The sequence below is a fragment of the Acetanaerobacterium elongatum genome (genome assembly GCF_900103835.1).
Classification (GTDB): domain Bacteria; phylum Bacillota; class Clostridia; order Oscillospirales; family Ruminococcaceae; genus Acetanaerobacterium; species Acetanaerobacterium elongatum.
The window spans coordinates 55682-75446 of sequence record NZ_FNID01000012.1 but is presented as its reverse complement, the minus strand read 5'-3'; the positions used below and the strand labels follow the sequence as shown (position 1 = coordinate 75446).

At 49.0% G+C, this 19765-nt stretch carries 17 protein-coding genes; 5 read left to right on the top strand and 12 right to left on the bottom strand.

Going from position 1 to position 19765, the window contains the following annotated elements; translation table 11 throughout:
• Positions 1-38: 38 nt before the first annotated feature.
• The 6 genes from proS to BLR50_RS05925 form a co-directional block, all read right to left on the bottom strand.
• Positions 39-1475, bottom strand: a complete 1437-nt coding sequence (proS, locus tag BLR50_RS05950; RefSeq protein ID WP_092639542.1) for a proline--tRNA ligase — start codon at positions 1473-1475, stop codon at positions 39-41.
• A gap of 139 nt (positions 1476-1614) precedes the next feature.
• Complete coding sequence (locus BLR50_RS05945; RefSeq protein WP_092639540.1) at positions 1615-1809, bottom strand: OadG-related small transporter subunit; 195 nt, start codon at positions 1807-1809, stop codon at positions 1615-1617.
• A gap of 106 nt (positions 1810-1915) precedes the next feature.
• The gene (locus BLR50_RS05940; RefSeq protein ID WP_092639577.1) at positions 1916-3013 is read right to left on the bottom strand and encodes a sodium ion-translocating decarboxylase subunit beta; all 1098 of its coding nucleotides are present in this window, start codon (positions 3011-3013) and stop codon (positions 1916-1918) included.
• Between the two features lie 394 nt (positions 3014-3407).
• The gene (locus BLR50_RS05935) at positions 3408-3842 is read right to left on the bottom strand and encodes a YaiI/YqxD family protein (RefSeq protein ID WP_092639538.1); all 435 of its coding nucleotides are present in this window, start codon (positions 3840-3842) and stop codon (positions 3408-3410) included.
• 13 nt (positions 3843-3855) lie between these two features.
• Positions 3856-5445 (bottom strand): serine hydrolase domain-containing protein, encoded by a 1590-nt coding sequence (locus BLR50_RS05930; protein ID WP_092639536.1) that lies wholly within the window; start codon positions 5443-5445, stop codon positions 3856-3858.
• Between the two features lie 121 nt (positions 5446-5566).
• The gene (locus tag BLR50_RS05925) at positions 5567-6322 is read right to left on the bottom strand and encodes a heparan-alpha-glucosaminide N-acetyltransferase (RefSeq protein WP_092639535.1); all 756 of its coding nucleotides are present in this window, start codon (positions 6320-6322) and stop codon (positions 5567-5569) included.
• 606 nt (positions 6323-6928) lie between these two features.
• On the opposite strand from BLR50_RS05925, the gene BLR50_RS05920 reads away from it, so the two are divergent.
• The 4 genes from BLR50_RS05920 to BLR50_RS05905 all read left to right on the top strand — a co-directional run bounded on the left by BLR50_RS05920 (position 6929) and on the right by BLR50_RS05905 (position 11404).
• Positions 6929-7189 carry a cupin domain-containing protein gene (locus tag BLR50_RS05920; protein ID WP_092639533.1) on the top strand — a complete coding sequence of 87 codons (261 nt, stop codon included), beginning with the start codon at positions 6929-6931 and terminating at the stop codon, positions 7187-7189.
• Between the two features lie 154 nt (positions 7190-7343).
• On the top strand, positions 7344-7943 hold the full coding sequence (locus BLR50_RS05915; protein WP_092639531.1) for a nuclease-related domain-containing protein: 600 nt from the start codon (positions 7344-7346) through the stop codon (positions 7941-7943).
• 689 nt (positions 7944-8632) lie between these two features.
• Positions 8633-9721 (top strand): 3-phosphoserine/phosphohydroxythreonine transaminase, encoded by a 1089-nt coding sequence (gene serC, locus BLR50_RS05910; protein ID WP_092639529.1) that lies wholly within the window; start codon positions 8633-8635, stop codon positions 9719-9721.
• A 516-nt stretch (positions 9722-10237) separates the two neighbouring features.
• The gene (locus tag BLR50_RS05905) at positions 10238-11404 is read left to right on the top strand and encodes a phosphoglycerate dehydrogenase (protein WP_092639527.1); all 1167 of its coding nucleotides are present in this window, start codon (positions 10238-10240) and stop codon (positions 11402-11404) included.
• A gap of 168 nt (positions 11405-11572) precedes the next feature.
• Here BLR50_RS05905 and BLR50_RS05900 read toward each other — a convergent pair whose 3' ends face one another.
• Positions 11573-12568, bottom strand: coding sequence for an NAD-dependent epimerase (locus tag BLR50_RS05900; protein WP_092639525.1), 996 nt, complete (start codon positions 12566-12568; stop codon positions 11573-11575).
• 17 nt (positions 12569-12585) lie between these two features.
• On the bottom strand, positions 12586-13887 hold the full coding sequence (locus BLR50_RS05895) for a UDP-glucose dehydrogenase family protein (protein WP_092639523.1): 1302 nt from the start codon (positions 13885-13887) through the stop codon (positions 12586-12588).
• Between the two features lie 173 nt (positions 13888-14060).
• Between BLR50_RS05895 and BLR50_RS05890 the strand changes: the two genes are divergently transcribed.
• Entirely contained in the window at positions 14061-15599 is a 1539-nt protein-coding gene (locus tag BLR50_RS05890; RefSeq protein ID WP_092639574.1) for a polysaccharide biosynthesis protein, read from the top strand.
• 124 nt (positions 15600-15723) lie between these two features.
• On the opposite strand, the gene BLR50_RS05885 is transcribed toward BLR50_RS05890, so the two are convergent.
• From BLR50_RS05885 to BLR50_RS05870, 4 genes are all read right to left on the bottom strand, one after another.
• Positions 15724-16770 (bottom strand): glycosyltransferase family 2 protein, encoded by a 1047-nt coding sequence (locus BLR50_RS05885; RefSeq protein ID WP_092639521.1) that lies wholly within the window; start codon positions 16768-16770, stop codon positions 15724-15726.
• A 48-nt stretch (positions 16771-16818) separates the two neighbouring features.
• Positions 16819-17841 (bottom strand): glycosyltransferase family 2 protein, encoded by a 1023-nt coding sequence (locus BLR50_RS05880; protein WP_205408673.1) that lies wholly within the window; start codon positions 17839-17841, stop codon positions 16819-16821.
• Positions 17842-17939: 98 nt separating this feature from the next.
• Positions 17940-18899, bottom strand: a complete 960-nt coding sequence (locus tag BLR50_RS05875; RefSeq protein WP_092639519.1) for a N(5)-(carboxyethyl)ornithine synthase — start codon at positions 18897-18899, stop codon at positions 17940-17942.
• On the bottom strand, positions 18896-19705 hold the full coding sequence (locus BLR50_RS05870) for an ATP-grasp fold amidoligase family protein (protein ID WP_242871700.1): 810 nt from the start codon (positions 19703-19705) through the stop codon (positions 18896-18898). The genes BLR50_RS05875 and BLR50_RS05870 overlap by 4 nt, the downstream gene beginning before the upstream one ends.
• Positions 19706-19765: the final 60 nt, after the last annotated feature.

Sequence of the window (19765 nt, the reverse complement as noted above, 5' to 3'; positions counted from 1 at the left end):
TAATCGTAATACCCACTATTATTTCATCAGTCTCGAAATTAATACGCTCTTCCCCAATAGATCATCTTCTCGGCCTTCCTGCCGCAGCAAACGCAGGTATCGCCCAGATGCTCCTGCTCAAACGGCATACAGCGCGAGGATAAGCCAACCTCCTCCTTTACCCGGTTTTCGCAGGCCTCGTCGCCGCACCACATGGTTTTAAAGAAGCCGCTGTTCTCGTCGGCCAGCTTCTTCAGCTCCTCCATGTTGTGCGCGGTAAAGGTTCTGTTTTCACGGTTTTTAAGGGCTTTCTCATAGATAGACTTATGCAGCTCCGCCAGCATCTCTGGTATCTTGGTCTCCAGCTCGCTGAGCGGTACAATCACCTTTTCGCGGGTATCGCGGCGCACCAGCACACACTGGTTTTGCTCAATATCCTTGGGGCCTATCTCTAAACGAAGGGGAACACCCTTCATCTCATACTCTGCAAACTTCCAGCCGGGGGAGTTGTCGCTGTCGTCCAGCTTCACGCGGAAGTTGGGCTTTAAGCGGTCGGCAAGAGCACGCGCCTTCTCCAGCACGCCCTCTTTATGCTGCGCAATCGGTATAATCGCCACCTGAATGGGGGCGATAGCGGGGGGCAGCACCAGGCCGTTATCGTCGCCGTGCGTCATGATGATAGCGCCGATCAGCCTTGTGGTAACGCCCCAAGAGGTTTGGTGCGGGTACTGCAGGGTGTTGTCGCGCCCGGTGAACTGTATACCGAACGCCTTCGCAAAGCCCTGCCCGAAGTAGTGAGAGGTGCCGCTCTGCAGCGCCTTGCCGTCGTGCATCATCGCCTCGATGGTGTAGGTGGCAACACCGCCCGCGAACTTCTCCTTCTCGGTTTTGCGCCCTTTTACAACGGGGATAGCCAGTGAATCTTTGCATACATCGGCGTAAACGCCCAGCATGCGCTCGGTTTCAGCCCAGGCCTCCTCCTCGGTTTCGTGCATGGTGTGGCCCTCCTGCCACAAAAACTCCAGTGTGCGCAGGAAGGGACGGGTGGTTTTCTCCCACCGCACCACCGAGCACCACTGGTTGTAGAGCTTGGGCAGGTCGCGGTAAGAGTTGATGATATGCGCGTAGTGCTCGCAGAACAGCGTCTCGGAGGTTGGGCGTACGCACCACCGCTCGTTAAGCTTCTCGCCGCCGCCATAGGTTACCCACGCCACCTCGGGCGCGAAGCCCTCAACGTGGTCCTTCTCCTTCTGCAAAAGGCTTTCGGGAATAAACATGGGCAGGTATACGTTCTCGTGCCCTGTCTCCTTAAACTTCGCGTCTAAAATCTTCTGCAGGTTCTCCCATATGGCGTAGCCGTAAGGCCGCAGAATCATGCAGCCGCGAACGCTTGAGTAATCAATCAGCTCGGCCTTCTTTACAATATCCGTATACCATTTCGCAAAGTCTTCCTCCATCGAGGTGATGGCTTCCACCATCTTTTTTTGCTCGCCCATTATGCCCATTCCTTTCATTTCGCGCCACGAAACTATATTGTAGGGGAGACCTGCGGTCTCCCGCAGAGATATAACCGCAAGATAGAGATAAACCGCGGGCGAACAAAGTTCGCCCCTACAGCCGGTGACAAAAAATTGCCTAGTCGTCCTTCTTTTCGGGGAAGAATTTGCCCAGTGCCAGAACAATCAGGTAAATCACAATGATAACCAGAAAGATGCCAACCATGCCCAGCAGCATGATCTTGCCGGAGTTTGCAAGGTCGGCCATATTTATAGAATAGCCCGCAGCGGCGGTAGCAGAACTTGCCGCAAACAGATTCAGTAAGCCCATCATCTATTACGTTCCTTTCTATTCACACGTTTAAAGCTGATGCCTAAACGCGCTCCGTCGCTATTAATATCATAGCAGACGGAAAAGATTTATTTACAAACGAATTTAATTATTTAATCAGCGCAGGCACAATATTCAGGATGATACCGCCCGCGATTACCGAGCCGATCTGGCCGGATACGTTGGCACCAACCGCGTGCATCAGCAGGTGGTTCTGGTTGTCCTCCTTGAGCGCCATCTTCTGAATTACACGCGCGCTCATCGGGAAGGCGGAGATACCCGCAGCACCGATCATCGGGTTTACCTTGTTCTTTAAGAAGAGGTTTAAGAACTTCGCAAACAGCACACCGCCGATGGAATCCACTATAAACGCAACCAAGCCAAGGCCCATGATGAGCAGTGTCTGCACCGAAACAAAGTTCTCGGCCTTCATGCTGGAGGCAATGGTAATACCGAGGAACAGGGTAATGAGGTTTGCAAGCTCCTTCTGAGCGGTTTCGGAAAGACGATCCAGCGCGCCGCATTCGCGGATAAGGTTACCGAACATCAGCATACCAACCAGCGAGAGCGAAGCGGGAGCAACAAGGCCCGCAACGATGGAAACGATAATCGGGAACAGGATTCTGGTGGTTTTAGAAACGCTCTTGGGGTTGTAAGGCATTCTGATCTTACGATCCTTCTTGGTGGTAACCAGCTTGATGGCAAAGGGCTGAATAATCGGCACCAACGCCATATAGGAATAGGCCGCAACCGCGATGGGGCCCATAAAATTACTCTTTAATACCTGGGAAACGAGAATAGAGGTGGGGCCGTCTGCCGCACCGATGATACCGATGGAGGCTGCGTCCTTTAAATCAAAGCCGCAGAGCACTGCCATTACAATGGTAAAGAAGATGCCGAACTGCGCCGCGGCGCCGAAGAAGAACATCTTGGGGTTGGAAAGCAGCGGGCCGAAGTCGATCATCGCGCCGATACCAACAAACAGCAGCAGCGGCAGAGCCTCAGACGCCTCGATGCCGATTTTAAACAGCCAGTCGAGCACACCGTTTACCTCGCCAATACCCGTTACGGTTTGGTTAATAAGCCCCGAAAACGGGATATTGATAAGGATTGCGCCAAAGCCCATAGGCAGCAGCAGCGCCGGCTCGTAATCCTTTTTAATTGCCAGCCAGATGAGAATGCCGCCAATCAGCCACATTACAATCATCTTCCAGCCGTCACCGTGCGTGAAGAAGTATGCTACACCTTCTGTTAAAAATCTAAAATCGTTTAAAATACCCAATGTATTCACTGCTCCTTTAGTTTCTACCGCTATAATTTGATGTCCATTGAATCAATTTTCCGGCGCATTTCAGGCAAGACACGTTTAAAAAACGATTATGCAATACAAAAACGCAGTTTAAACAGGCCCCAGATAAAAAACCGCATTATGTTCTATTATAAAGAAGAAGGCCTGCTTTTTCAACAGTAAATTTAGCGCTTTCTCATGCAGAGAGCAGGAGAAAACCGTTGCCGACCATCTATCGGTCTTCTAACATCTGAGGGGGGCGCATGCGCCGATGCGGTTGTTTGCCGGGTTGCAGAACGGTCAAGACTGTTTCCTACCCGTCATCCAATAATGCCGCAAACGTCTGCTTAAAGGTTTCGTCCTGCTCGGCGGTGCGCTTAGAGGGCCCCTTTACGCGCTTGCCGGCCCGCAGCAGCTTTTTCACCATAGCGCGGCTCTCCAGCAGGCTGCCGATATTCTCATCGGTGTAGCGCATCCCGCCGGGGCTTATGGGCTTGCCGCCGCGCGCCAGCGCCATCGCCGCCAGGCCGTAATCCTGTGTCACCACCGCGTCGCCCTTTTGCAGCTCGCCTACAAGCTTATAATCCGCCGAATCGGCGCCTTTATCCACCACAACGGTTCTGGCACCCTCCTTGTGCAGCTCGTGCGAGGTGTCGCAGAACAGGATGGTCTCAAGCCCCCGCACTTTTGCAAGGCGGAGGGCGATATCGGTCACCGGGCAGGCGTCGGCGTCGATGAGTACGCGCATGGCCTTCTCCCTTTCACGCTTTCATTGTTTTAACTGTTATTGTTTCATGGCCTTTAAACAACAGGTTCATCATTAAACAGGCATAGCCAAGTATCAGCCCCGCAAATACACCGTAAACTGAAATTGCAACCGTATTCGGGTACCATACAAACACAAAGCTCCATACCGCTCCGTTAAACACGATATGAGGGCTCAGAAGAATGAAGGCGGCAATTCCAAGCAGCGCAGCGGTTAAAACACCCGCGCGCACAAGCACCTTCGGGCTTGCGCCAAAGGCTCTCTTTTTTGTGCGAATATCCTGCACCCTCCTGAATAGGCCGTAAAGCAATATACAGCATAGAACGGCTAAAACTGCAATTGCAATAGTGCAGTAAAAATCAATCGTCTGATACAGATCGTCTATCTTCGGTGCTGTATCTGCGCGCTGCGCCAGAATGTCCATAATCTTCATCGCAAGAATCGAGGTTTTATAGGAGTTGCTGTTGCTCAGTACCACAACCCCCAGCTCCTGTTCGGGTAAGAACGCAATATTAGAGGAATAGTTGGGGTTAGACCCGCTGTGAGCTACCTCGGTGGGCGTACTGTCAGAAACCCTCCAGCCGGCTGCGTAATAGTAGCCTTCCTTCATCGGCTGCACACTGGTATTAGGAATATGCGATGCCTGTATCAGCGCGTTGTCAAACGTCGATGTCGGCTCAGACCCCATCTGAATCTTGACCCATCGCGCCAGATCGTTTACGTTGGATACCATATACCCTGCCGGTTTGTTGCCGTCGTAGCTGGGTGCCGCATATACACTGGGGGTGCCAAAGCTCAGCTTATACCCTGTAGCCAATTGTTCGGGGCTGTAGTCCCGAACCATATGGGTATCGGTCAGCCCCATGGGGGAGAGAACGTTCCGGGTAAGATAGTCCTCATAGGTCATCCCCGAGAGCTTTTCAATCAATAGCCCCAGCACATCGTAATTGATGGTTGCATACTGATATTTTTGCCCCGGCACGCTCACTAATTCGGTACCGATGAGCGTCCGCACCGTTCTTTCTATCGCTCCCGGCTTATCGTCCACGGGAATCTTTGAGATGGTACTGGGGGAAATACCGCTGGTGTGATGCAGAAAATCCGAAATCCTTACAACTGCCGGTTTTCCTTGATAAGTCATGGTAAGCCACGGCAGATAGTCGGTAACCGGCGCGTCAAGGTTCACAAGGCCATCCTTTTGCAGGCACAGCAGCCCTAGGCCCGTAAAGGCCTTGCTGTTGGATGCCAGCTGAAACAGGGTTTTAGCCGTCACCTTGCGCTCTAATGCCATATCCGCATAACCGAAGCCGGATTGGTAAACCGTTTCGTTTCCATGCACAATGGCTATGGCGTAGCCGGGTAACCCGGCCTTTTGCATCTCTTGCAGGATTAAACCTTTAATCTGCGGTATGTACTGCGCATAAGCGCTGGTTTTAGAGATCTGCTCATCATTGGCCTTAATCAATGCCGCCTTTTTTTCATAACCAAACCTTGCTGTAATAACATACAGTGCAAGCGAAAGGATACCGATTGCCATTACAATACAGAGAATGCGAAGGGGCAGGCTGTTACGTCTTTGTTTCATTTGTAAAACTCCTTAATTGTTTATTCCTATGAAACTAAGACGAGGTAGAGTATTCCATATACTACAGGCCGGTACAGAAATGGTTGGCTCATGTAAGCCGCCCCGGCCTTTGGGTTTGCACTTACCCCCGTATCAGATAGAATATCAGCATCAACACCCCGTAAACGATAGGCTGGTGCAGCACATAAATAAGCAGCGTATGCCGCCCCACAAAGGCCAGGGGGCGCAGGTGGGTTTTGTAGCAGAATGCGGGCATCTTATTCTCTTTAAAGTACACACCGAGGTACGCCCCCGCAAAGAACAAAAACAGCCACGGTAAAAGCGGGAAGTAGTCGGCGGAATAGAAGTCCGGCGCGGGGAAACCAAGGGGAAACAATATCTTGATGTTATAGATGGCCTCGGGCAGCCTAAACCACAGCAGGTATCCGCTCATTACACGGTAGGTTGCCGCAAACAGCGCCGCCGAAGCCAGCATGCCGGGCAGGGGTGCTAGCTTATCCAGCACCTTGTGCAGCAGGCCGTAGAGCATCATCGCAATACCCAAAAAATGCAGAATGCCGAACAGAATAAGCTCGGACGGCATAAAAATCAGGGTGCCGACAGTCAGCAGCATTCCAATGCCAAAGCACATTGCGCCCCGCTTTAGGTTACTGCGGGCATACCGGCACGCAACACCCGAGATGACAATGAACACCCCCGCGAAGAACTGCTGCAGAAAGTTTAAAATTCCGCTGTTGAATAGGGGAATATTCAGCCCGAAGATATATACAAGATCAAAAAAGGTGTGGTATACTACCATCAGCACAATCGAAAGCCCGCGCAGCTCGTCAATCAGCCCCACGCGCCTTTTCAGCCGCTCCAGCTTTTGCTCGTCCATCAATTAAACCTATCCTTTCGCAGAAACAAGGCATAAAAAGAATACATCCTTTATGCGTGTAAGTTATCTTATAAAAAGTCCTGAAAATCTGTAAAAAATTATACCATAACAGGATGAAAAGTTAAACCTAAATGTGATATGATAATAGCATAACGGCAGGTTGTGTTTTGCGGTTTACTGTATGCTTGCAGTCACCCGCTTATACCCACCCCCAACCCCCTCCCGCAACCGGGTAATCAGAAGATTTGTAACCTTATGTTTGCGGGAGGGGGAGGAATGTTCGGCGGGGTGCCCCCGCACGGGTACCCCCGTATTTTCGCCGGATTCTGCGGCGGGATGTAGGGGGCGGCGTCCTCGACGCCCCGGGCTATCATCAAACCCACGGTGAAATGTAGGGGCAGGGTTTTTCCGCCTGCATATTTCTACTGCCCCTGCGGTGAGGCGTAGGGGCGAACTGTGTTGACTCGCGGTTCTAACGCAACCGCAGATATTGCCACGAAAGGCCGCAGGCCTCCCCTGCAAAAACAAACTTTGTTTACGCGCGGCAAACGCCGCCCCTACAATATTTTATAACAACGTCTAACATAAAGACAGGAGTGTATTGCCATGAATATCAGCGTAACCAAGCCTACCCCCGAGCAGATTGCCGATATGAAGACCTGCCCCGTATGGTCGTGCGAGCCCTCGAGCTTCGACTGGAGCTATTCCTCGCAGGAGACCTGCCTGATTTTAGAGGGCGAGGCCACCGTAACCTTTGACGGCGGCAGCGTAACCTTCGCGGCAGGGGATTATGTGGTGTTCCCCAAGGGCTTAACCTGCGTGTGGAACGTTACCAAGAAGATCAAAAAACATTACCGCTTTGGATGACAGACCGTTTTTTGAATTTAAGAGACAACTATCCCGCAGGATGATGTCGGGGTTTGCATTATGCTCCCGCAGATTTATGAGGCCACGGAACGGACAAGACCGTTGCCTGCAAATTAAAACCTAACCCTCAATACGGAAGGATGGAACTACATAGATGGAATGGTGGATTTACGTTATTATTATCGCCGCTGTCGTGGCTCTGGCCATCGCGGCGCTTGTTATCCGCACGGCGGTACTCAATAAGAAGGGGTTATACCTTGCAGGGCAGGTAACCTCCAAGCTCAAAAGCTACTCCAGCCTGCGGCGGTACAAGGTGCTTACCGGTGTGCGCCTGCCCTACCGCGGCGGCGTAAAGGAGATTAGCCACGTTTTAATCGGCATCTTCGGCGTGATTGTGGTGGATACCCATCACCTGAACGGCGAGCTCTACGGCACCGCCGACGACAAGAAGTGGACGCATGTATTCAGCGACGGTAAAAAGGAACAGCTGCCGAACCTTGCGCTAGACCTGCAGGAGAAGGTGGACGCAATACGTCAGGCCTTCGCGGCACAGGGCATCTACCGGGTGAGTATCGACTCGATTAACGTGGTGCAGAACTCCGAGAAGAAGCTTAAGCTCTATGTGGCAAGCAGCCTGCCGGTCATCCGATTAAATCGGCTGGGCGCCTTCCTTGGCAAATCGAAGTATGATACCGATGCGGATGTGGACATGGACAAGCTCGCGAAAATACTGACATCCTCCTCACAGAATTAATAGAATGAATTACAGAGCCTCGCCTTTTGGCGGGGTTCTTTTTTAGGTGAGAAATCAGCGGGCGTTAGCATATAGGGGCGGCATCCCCGACGCCCCGCGGTTTATAATTGAATCTGCGACGGATGCGTAGGGGCAGGGTTCTCCCGCCCGTGAAATCCACCGCCTCGCGGTAGGACGTAGGGGCGCGCATTGCATGTCTGCGGTATTTCATCAGGCCCACTGCCCTAAACGCAACCGCAAATATACCGCGGGAGGCCAATGGCCTCCCCTACAGGGAAACGGAGGTCTTCATTGGCAATACCCGCAAAATCCCGCAATGGATGCACCTTGCTATACTTTCTGAATAGGCTGTATCAACAATAATGGCGCATACTGTCCTCTCAGTAATGGAAATTGAGCAGGTATGCTTTTAACCTTCCGGCAATAGAAGGGCAGCCCCCTCTGCCCGCCGGTTTTATTCAGTTGTATTTCCACCGTGGAAAGAGTGTCATTAATTTTGTTTATTGTGACAAAAATCTGCGCTGTCTGTTTGAATTTATCAGCAGCGTTTGTGCATTATAACAAAAGTAAGAGAAAAGTGTGTTTTGTAAAATTTGCACTAGCAGTTTTACCATGTAATGTGATAAAATATTATTATTGCGTTTGATAATTAATTGTCATGCGTAACAAATTCAACCAATAGGGGGTTTATGAAGATGAGAGTTTATAACTTTTCAGCAGGTCCGTCCATGCTTCCTGAATCGGTTTTAGCAAAAGCCGCATCAGAGATGCTTGATTATAACGGCAGCGGCCAATCCGTAATGGAGATGTCACATCGATCTCGGGTTTACGAAGAGATTATAAACGGCTGTGAAAGCGTTCTTCGCGAAGTGCTTTCTATCCCTGACAACTATAAGGTACTGTTTTTGCAGGGCGGCGCATCCTCACAATTCTCCATGATTCCGCTTAACCTTATGAACGGTTCGGGCAAGGCCGACTTTGTAATCAGCGGCATGTGGGCCAAAAAGGCTTATGCCGAGGCTTCCCGTTACGGCAGCTGCAAGGCGGTAGCCTCCAGCGCCGACAAAACCTTTACCTATATCCCCAAGCTTGACCCCGATACCTTCACCAAGGATGCGGACTACTTCCACATCTGCCACAACAACACCATCTACGGCACACGCTTTACCGAGCTGCCCGATACCGGGAATGTTCCGCTGGTTGCGGATATGTCCTCCGATATCCTCTCTGCGCCGATAGATGTTTCTAAATTCGGCCTTATCTACGCCGGTGCCCAGAAGAACATGGGCCCTGCCGGCCTCACCGTGGTTATCATCCGCGAAGACCTTATCGGCCACGCGCGCGATATCACTCCTACCATGATGGATTACAAGATTCACGCCGAGAACGGCTCGATGTACAACACCCCGCCCTGCTACTCAATCTACATCTGCAAGCTGGTGCTGGAGTGGCTGCGCGACGAGATCGGCGGCCTTGAGAAGATGAAGGAGCTGAACGAGCGCAAAGCGGGCATCCTTTATAGCTTCCTCGATTCCAGCAGCATGTTCAAGGGCACGGTGGAAAAAGCAGACCGCTCGCTCATGAACATCCCGTTCGTAACCGGCAACGAGGAGCTTGACAAGAAGTTCTGCAAGCAGTCTGAAGCCGCCGGCTTCGTAAACCTCAAGGGCCACCGTTCGGTGGGCGGCATGAGAGCCTCCATCTACAACGCAATGCCTGAGCAGGGCCTGAAGGACTTAGTTGCCTTTATGAAGAAGTTTGAGGAAGAGAATAAATAAACAGTTTTTTAGGGTGCGCGGGGTGAACCATTTCCTATAATTTCTATTGTAGGGGGCGGCGTCCCCGACGCCCCTCGGTTTTTCATCAGATCCGCAGTGGGGACGTAGGGGCGCATACTAAGCGCCCGCGGTTCAATCTCAGGTCGCAAATAATCCACGGGCGATTGATAATCGCCCCTACAGAGAAACGGGGATACCGTTTCCCTGTAACCGCTCTCACGGCGACTGAGTAGGGGCGCGCATTGCGCGTCCGCAGCCCTGAACGCAACCGCGTAATATACCACGGACGGCCAATGGCCGCCCCTACAAACCTCGACCGGAACCCTGTAGGGGCGAACTGTGTTCGCCCGCGGTTTAACCCCAGATTGCAGGTATATTTCCGCGGGAAACCACAGGTCTCCCCTACAAACAAACGGGGTGTTGAGGGCACCATCCACTACAATCAACTTTCCGTCCCTTAATTTTTTATTGTGGAACGGTCAAGACCGTTCCCTACAAGGAAGGAATGATTTTGTCATGTACAATATCCTTACACTAAATAAAATCTCCCCCATTGGGCTTGATCGCTTTGACAGCGGCTCCTACCGCTGTGCCGACGCGGTGGAAAACCCCGACGCGGTACTGGTTCGCTCGGCCTCGATGCACGATACCGTTCTTCCCGCAAGCCTTAAGGCAATTGCTCGCGCAGGCGCCGGCACCAACAACATCCCTGTGGAAGCCTGCACCGAAAAGGGCATCGTGGTGTTCAACACCCCCGGCGCCAACGCAAACGCGGTAAAAGAGCTGGTCATCGCCGCCCTGCTGCTTTCCTCCCGTAAGATCTACCCCGCCATGCAGTGGGTACAGACGCTTAAGGAGAGCGACGGCGATATCAGCAAGCAGGTGGAAAAGGGCAAGGGCGACTTTGTAGGCCCCGAGATCATGGGCAAGAAGCTCGGCGTTATCGGCCTCGGCGCTATCGGTATTTTGGTAGCCAACGCCGCACAGAAGCTCGGTATGGAGGTTTACGGCTACGACCCCTACCTGTCGGTAGAGGCGGCATGGGGGCTTTCCCACTCCATCCACCACGCCAAGAGTCTGAATGAAATCTACGAAAACTGCGATTATATCACCCTGCATGTGCCGCTTACCCCCGAAACCAAGGGGCTGGTAAACAGCGCATCGATTGCCCGCATGAAGCACGGCGTTCGCATTATGAACTTCTCGCGCGGCGATCTGGTGGTGGATGACGATATGCTTGCCGCCCTCGGCGAGAAGCAGGTTCGCGTTTATGTAACCGACTTCCCCTCCGCCTGCATGATCGGTCACCCCGGCGTGCTGGCTATCCCGCACCTCGGCGCCTCCACCCCCGAATCGGAGGATAACTGTGCGCGCATGGCTGCCGACGAGCTGATTGATTACCTCGAAAACGGCAACATCACCAATTCCGTAAACTTTCCCAACGTTGAGATGCCCCGCTCCACCGCGGTAAGGGTTGGCGTTATTCATAAGAATATCCCCAATATGCTCACCTCCATCACCTCCGCGATGGCCAACCTCGGCATCAACATCGACAACCTCATCAACAAGTCCAAGAAGGACAACGCCTACACCCTGCTGGATATCTCCGGCAGCTTCGACGAAGAGAGCGCCAAGAAGCTCTCGGCCATCGAGGGCATTATTCGGGTGCAGATTTACAAGTAAAATTAGCTTTTATAAGGCTCTTTGTCAAAGGATTCTTTCAGATAATAGGCGCTGAATAGGTTGGGACATGCATAAAGCACCACATACTAAAGCAAACTATTTATCGCACATTAAAGCGGGTACCATCCAAAAAGGGATAGTACCCGCTTAATTATAATCCTTATAAAACTAAGCAAGCTTGTAAAATTCCTTATACCACGATGCAAAACGTGTCAACCCCTCTGTAATGGGGGTAGCAGGCTTAAAGCCAAAATCGCGCTCCAGAGCGGAGGTATCTGCGCAGGTTTTATAAACATCGCCGGGCTGCATGGGCGCAAACTCCAGCAGAGCTTTTTTGCCAAGACAGTCTTCCAGCACGGATATAAAATCGGTAAGCTTTTCGGGCCGGCTGTTGCCGATATTGTAAACCCTGTGCGGAGGGGTATCGCTCGCCGTCGGCGGAGCGTTAAGCATTCGCGTAACGCAGGCGATAATGTCATCGATATAGGTAAAGTCGCGGTACATATCACCGTGATTGTAGACGGTAATCGGCTTGCCAGCGAGGATCTTCTGCGCAAAGGAATAGTAGGCCATGTCCGGCCGCCCGAAGGGGCCGTAAACGGTGAAAAAACGCAGGCCGGTACACGGTATACCAAACAGGTGGCTATAGGTGTAGGCCATCAGCTCATCGGATTTCTTCGTCGCGGCGTATAAGCTGATGGGACTGTCGGTTTTGTCGTCGGTTGAAAAGGGCACCTTGGTATTCGCCCCGTATACCGAGCTGGAGGAAGCATAGAGCAGGTGCCCAACCGGATGGTTGCGGCAGGCCTCCAGAACATTCAGAAATCCGGTGACGTTGGATTGCACATAGGCATACGGGTTCTCAAGGCTGTACCGCACGCCTGCCTGTGCCGCCAGATTCACTGCGATTTCGGGCTGATATTGGGCAAAAAGCGCGTCTACATCAGCCTTTTCCGCAAGGTCGCCCTTAATAAAGGTAAAGTGTGAGAATTCGGCGAGCTGCTTTAGTCGCGCCTCCTTCAGCTTTACATCGTAGTAGCTGTTGATGTTATCGAACCCTATTACCCGCTTGCCGGATTGTAAAAGGGCCTGGGCAAGGTGGAACCCGATAAAGCCCGCAGCGCCGGTAATCAGGATGGGTTTTTCTAAGGATAAAGCCTGCATTTTAATATCTCCAACAATTATTTCAGCACACGGCCGATGGAATAGTATTCTACGCCCGCATCGTTCATGGCCTGCAGCGGGTAGATGTTGCGCCCGTCGTATACAAGCGGCGTGCGCATCAGCGTTTTATACACGGAGGGGGACAGCGCCTTAATCTGCTCCCACTCGGTGAAGATGAAGCAGACGTTTGCGCCTGTAAGTGCCTCTTCGGGTGAGGAGGTATAGGTTACCTTATCGGGCAGCAGCTTCTTGCAGTTCTGGGTGCCCACGGGGTCGTAGGCAAACACCTGCGCGCCCAGCGCAAGCAGCTTGGGGATGTTCTCGAGCGAGGGGGCCTCGCGAAGGTCGTCGGTACCCGGCTTAAAGGTTAGGCCCAGCACCGCAACCTTCAACCCGTTGAAGGTAATCAGCCGCTTGGATGCCTTTTCAAACAGCTTGAGCTTTTGCTCCTTATTAATATCCACCGCCGCCTCGATGGTGCGCAGATGGTAGCCGTGCTGGGTTGCAAGGTAGCTCAGCGCCTTGGTATCCTTAGGGAAGCAGCTGCCGCCGTAGCCGACGCCCGCGTTTAGGAACTTTGCGCCGATGCGCGCGTCAAACGACATACCCTGCGCCACATCCTCGATATCGGCGCCCACCAGCTCGCAGAGGTTGGCAAGGTCGTTCATATACGAGATCTTCAGCGCCAGAAAGTCGTTGCTTGCGTATTTGATCATCTCGGCGCTGCGGCGGTTTACCGAGACGATGGGCAGATGAAAGGGCTCGTAAATCTGTTCCAGCATTTTTTTCGCATGTTCACACTCGGTACCGATGATGATGCGCGCCGCATGGAAGGTATCGTGCACTGCGGAGCCCTGCGCCAGGAACTCGGGGTTGCTGGCCACCTCCACCTTTACGTTGTTTACGAGAAAGTCTTTAATAAACCGCTCCACCTTGTCGTTGGTACCCACGGGAACGGTGGATTTTACCACGATCAGGCAGTCTTTTTCAAGGGTTTCGGCAATCTGCCGCGCCACCGTGGCTATGTAGGTGAGGTTCGCCGAGCCGTCCGGCTGCTCCGGGGTACCTACCCCGATGAAGATGGCGTCGGCGTCGCGGTAGGCGGATTTGTAGTCGGTGGTAAAATGCAGCCGCCCGGCGGCGAGGTTTTTCTTCATGAGCTCCTCCAGCCCCTCCTCGTAGATGGGGGAGATACCGGAGTTCATCAGGTCTATTTTGTTCTCATCAATATCTACACAGGTGACGCTGTGCCCTACTTCGGCAAAGCATACACCCGCAACCAAGCCGACATAGCCGGTGCCTGCGACTGATAGTTTCATGTTCGTCAGCCTTTCAATCAAAATCACTAATACTTCCACATTATTTTAGCATGTTTTTTTATTCATGTCAGTACAAGAAAGATAAAAAGCGAAAATTAGTGCTGTATTGCACCAGAAAGTATGGTGTGGTAATATTAAATAATGTAAAAATGCTAGAAAGCTGCTGTGAGAAAATGTCCCGTGTTAAATTTACGGCTACCAATATCTTCTTTGGGTATATCTCAAGTATTGCAAGCCTGGCTATGGGGTTTATATCCAGAACCATTTTTATACAGGTGCTTAACGTAAGTTATCTGGGTGTCAACGGTCTGTTTACCAACGTACTCGGTGTGCTGTCACTTGCGGAGCTTGGAATTGGTAGTGCCATGAACTACAGTTTATATAAGCCGGTAGCCAACCATGACATTGAAACCATCAAGTCACTAATGCAGTTTTATAAGAAAGCATATCGGACTATTGCGCTGGTTGTGGCAGTAATCGGTTTTGCTATACTTCCGCTTCTGCCTTACATCGTTAAAGATCCCGGAAACATAGGGAATATACATTTATACTATCTCATCTTTTTGTTCAATACTGTTACCAGCTATTTGGTCAGCTACAAATTCAGCCTTGCTTACGCCGAACAGAAAGCATATATCTTCTCAAATGTAAATACGATTACAACATTAACAATAACCGCTACTCAGATTATTGTACTTTTAATTTTCAAGAATTTCTTAATATATTTATTAACGCAGTCTTTAGTTTTACTCCTTCAAAAAGTATTCGTCAATTTATATTTAAACAAGAAATACCCTTATCTGTGTGATAAAAAAGTTAAAAAGTTGACCAAGGAAGAGTTTGCACCCATTAAAACCAATATAACCGCAATGATCTTTCACAAGTTGGGTGAGATCAGCGTTTTTCAAACAGACAATATCATTATCTCGGCATTTATAAATGTTACAACAGTGGGTCTGATTTCCAATTATAATTTAATTATCACTTCAGTAAGTGGGCTTACCACCATCATCTTAAAATCTGCCGTTTCCAGCCTTGGCAATCTGATTGCCTGCGAGGACGTTAAAAAGCAGTATGAGGTCTTCAAAGTCTACCGCTTTGTTGTGTTTTGGATATATGGCTTTTGTTCAATCGCTTTTTATATTCTTTTGTCGCCTTTTATTGAATTATGGTTAGGCAAAAATATGCTCATTCCCGAATATACGATATTACTTATTTTAATTAATTACTATTTAGAGGGGCACAGGTCTTGCATTGTTACCATAAAGAGTGCCGGCGGAATTTTCAATCAGGATAAGTTTGTAGCTCTTCTGCAGGCAGGAGTGAACCTGGTTGTCTCTATTATTTTGGTAAAGTTAATCGGTTTGCCCGGAGTATATATAGGAACCATCACTCAAGGGCTGCTGAGTACCATTATAAAACCCGTTATAGTGTATCGTAATTTATTCAATAGGAATGCATCAAGCTACTTTTGGGATGGAGCCAGATACGCTGTTGTCGTGATAATTTCAGGCGCCGTATGCTATGCAATAAAAAGTGTTTTATTGACACAGGTAACGGTTATAAACTTTATTATTTTGATTGCTGCGGTAGCGTTGGTGCCGAATTTAATATTCTTGCTGTTTTTCGGTAAAACTCCCGAGTTCAAATACCTGTGGAATATTATTCATTCCATTGTAATCAAAATAACAAGAAAACAGAGCAACGCATAAAGAGGCAGCAAAAGATCCAACGACTAATCTCACTGCCAATCATTCACAATGCGTTTTGACCGCTGTATTATGCATTGTTTTAGCGTGAAATTGCAATCTTCTATTTACACAAGCCCGCCGACATTCAATACTTCGGCGGGCTTGTTTTTGTAAACAATTTTTTCAGTTTTAATTTAGCGTAAATCAAAAGCTGAATGCACCAAAGGAACAGATATCGCCGCTTTTTAAACAAAGAAAAACGGACATTTTGAGAAAAGGAAAACTGTTGGCGGTTATAATAAATAAGAGCCTGCCGATAGAAGTTGGAGGATTGTATTTCCTCCATCCGTTTTTTCCTTTCGGCATAGGTTAAAGAGGTTATGGAAAACAGAAAATCGAGCAGATACTTTATATAGTGATTATAAAATATCCTGAGGTATTCCGGGGTGTCGATGCCCCAGCGAGCCATATATTCCAGCAGAACACCTCTGAAAAACAGATAGTCGCTGAAGACTTTATAATTATATTGATAGGAAACGCTTGAAGGGTTATCTCGATAATTGTAAAGCACGCGGTCTAAGTATAGTATGGATTTTGAATTTGCAACGCAGGGAAGAACCTGCAGAAAGTCTTCCCCGATTCTGATATCGCTGTACTGAGTAACATCGTCAGAATCAATAACTGTTCGCCTGATTGATTTTGACCAAAGATTGTTTAATACGCCTTGAACCAAAGCCTTATATAGCGGAGCCCTGTTCTCACAGGTGAAAATCGTATGATCTTCAAACAGCTTATCACTTTCTGAAAGGAAATCACCATTATCGGAAACCTTTCGGTATCTGAATATCACCATATCGCAGTGATAGGCGTTAATAGCATTTTCGATGGTTTCAAGCAAATCAGCATCCCAGTAATCGTCGGCATCCAAAAACAGCAGGTAGTCGCCCTTTGCGGCGGAGATACCCTTCCGGCGCGATAAGGCCTGCCCTTGGTTAGGCTGATGAAAAGCCTGTATGCGGCTGTCGCTTGCGGCATATTCGTCACAGATACGGCCGCTTGTATCGGTGGAGCCGTCGTCTATCAGTATCAGCTCGAAATTCGGGCAGGTTTGCTTCAGTACCGAGCCGATACACTTTTCGAGGTACTTTTCCGTATTATAAACAGGCACAATAACACTGAATCGTATAGGCATAAAATTCAGTCCCTTTCTCGCGAAGCAGTATGGGCGAGCAGTAAAGTCTCAGCAGCCCTTAAAAATTTTCACCTTAAAATTAATTGCTCTGCACAGCAGATACAACAGAAAAGAGCTCTTCTTTTGAAAAAGAAACAGGCGCATCCGTTCGCTACCGGATAAGGCTTTTCTATCATAGGATATTGCGTTGTTATAGCTGCAAGAGCTGCGGATTTCGGTGAGGATCGCCTTTTTTTCTTTGTGCGTAAGGGTTGAATTCATCAGCGAATAGATATAAGAGAGGATACTTTTTAAGTATTTCGTTTCAAAAATCACCAGATTCTGCTCAGAATCAAACCCCAGTTCCTTTAAATACCGCGCGGTAACCCCATGAACCACAGCAGTATTCTTATAAAGATCCTTATTGAAGTTGTTGGTTATACTGGAGGGGTTTTGCCTGTAGTTATACAACGCCCGGTCGAGATATACAATGCACTGCGCGTGTGCAAGCAGTGGCAGGGACTGCAGCAAGTCCTCGGCATTTTTAATGTGCCTGTACGGCGTATAATCGGTATCGTCGATAATAGCACGGCTGATTACTTTATTGCAAAGGTTATTTAAACCGTCTTTTATAACAGTTTGGAATAAAAGCTCTTTGTTTTCAGGTACGAAAACTGTTTGATCCTTATACAAGGAGGGGCTCTCATTTAAAACTGCACCCAAATCGGAAACCCAGCGGAGACGGAAGATTACCATATCGCAACGAGAGGCTTTAATAGTATTATTGATAATCTCAAGCAGGTTTGAATCCCAATAATCATCCGAATCAAGGTGCAGCAGATAATCCCCTTTGGCTTGTGCAATCGCCCTGCGGCGGGCCATAAGAAGCCCCCCGTTCGGCTGATGGATAACGGTTATTCTGCCGTCCTTTTCTGCATACTCATCGCAGATGCGGCCGCTATTGTCGGTGGAACCGTCGTCCACCAATATCAGTTCAAAATTGGGGTAGGTTTGAGCCAGGACGGACTCAATACATTCCACCAGATATTTTTCAACATTATAAACGGGGATTAAAACACTGAAAAGAATCATATGTACACTCCAGTACAATATTTCTGATTTTTCGCTCTAGGAACAATAGCTTTTACCGTGTTTTGAGTGTGAATAGTTCATATTTTGCTTAATCACAGCTATAGTCTGTTCTGATATTTATTAATTTCTTCATCTATAATGATACCATTGTGTACTATTAATGCCTTCGTCAATATTTCACTTTGATGATTGGACATTAACTGTTCAAGATATGGCCAAATGATAGCTGAATTATTTTCGCTGAATGTCTTATAAAATAGCGATGGCGTATGGTCCACTGCATAATGCAGCACCCCATCCACTATATAAGTAGGATTTTCAATCGTCGTCGGGATACAGGTTTCAATCCCACCATTCCGGTCGCAGCTAACGTCAATAATCATCGAGTTTTTCTTCATACGCCGTAAGTCTTCCCGGTAAATAATATGGTCTTGCCTTGTGACATCCCATAGGATACAGTTAACGATGACATCATATTGTCTGAGTTCTTCACGAAGCAAATCTTCCATATGCCTATCATACTGAACAACCTGAGCGCCAAGCATGTTCAGGACTTTCATAGCCCCTCGTGCAGTATTTCCCTTGCCAAGCACCGCCGCCTTTGTTTCATACGGCATTCTGCCAAAACACTGGAAAGCATGCATTACTGCTGCTTCGCCTGCTAGCTCGTTGTTCCGCCAAAAAACATGTCTTCCTTTATAGTACATTTTTTCCCACGCATAAGCTGTAAGTTGGCTGTTAATAAGCTTATTCGTAATGTCTGGGTTCTGTGTGGCATGCACCCAGCCGAAGATCGTCTGCCCTTTAGATAATAAGGACAGATATTCTGCGTCACCGATTTTGGGATCACAAATGATATCCTTTGTAAGGCACTCATTCCTGTCACAAACATGGCAACCGCATGCTTTGTACTCCTCATCTGATATTCCCAGTATTTCGCCATATCCCTTTTCAAAATAGAGACAATCGGGTGCCTTTAAATTCGCGATATGTACCGGGAAAATTGCCCGTCGGTTTTCATTTTCCTTACGGCTGATTGGGAAGCCTATTGTTTTCATGGCATATTCTCCAATTTAATTAATTGCCCAAAGTACTTGTCCGTTTCCAATAAGTAATTCGGGTCAAATCCACTCTGTGGGAAGAGGGTAAGTTCACCAAAGAAAATGTCCCCATCACAGTTATATAAATCTACCCTAACATATGGTATTCCTTTAGATAGAATCCTTGCAATCTCAAACATTCTATCCATACCTTTTGGTTTTGGTAACGTAAATCCCTCTGGCGCGGCCTTCCCGCGCAGGTTATACCTTCGCAAATTCCAATTCTCGTCAAAGAAATAGAATTTAGTATCTCCCGTATCGCGGTCAAGGCATAGCATTACGCTGTCCACAACGCCGTTAAAACAATAGAACTTATAGTCGGTAAGCGTAGCTAGCCCCTTTCCATCTAATATAAATTGTTCCGCAACGACTTTGTGCGGGACATTTTTATATGGCCATTCGCGCCCGAAATAATAATACTTCCGTCTAAGTGATTTTTTTAACTTTTCCCTTATGGCGGGGATATCCAGTGAAGCCTTATCCTTGCAAACAATAACGCTGCCGCTGTCGTGCGTGCATTTGAGCACAAACTGGCTCGGCAGGCTGTCAAAATCAATCTCGTCCGCGCTGTTCCACACACCCAGCAGGGGGATAAGATACTGTGCACCGATTTTTTCCTCGACAATCTTACGCACCTCGTATTTATCAACCATTTTAGTGTACTCCGGGTTGCGGTTGTAGAGCTTGAGCCATTGCAGCTTTTCGTTAAAGGTTACGGGCGGGTTTAGATGAAGGGGCTTACCCATATCAACCCTAAAAACCAATTTGAGGTAAAGCCTGTCCGGCATCCATCTAAAATAACGGGGCATCAGCCATAAAAATAA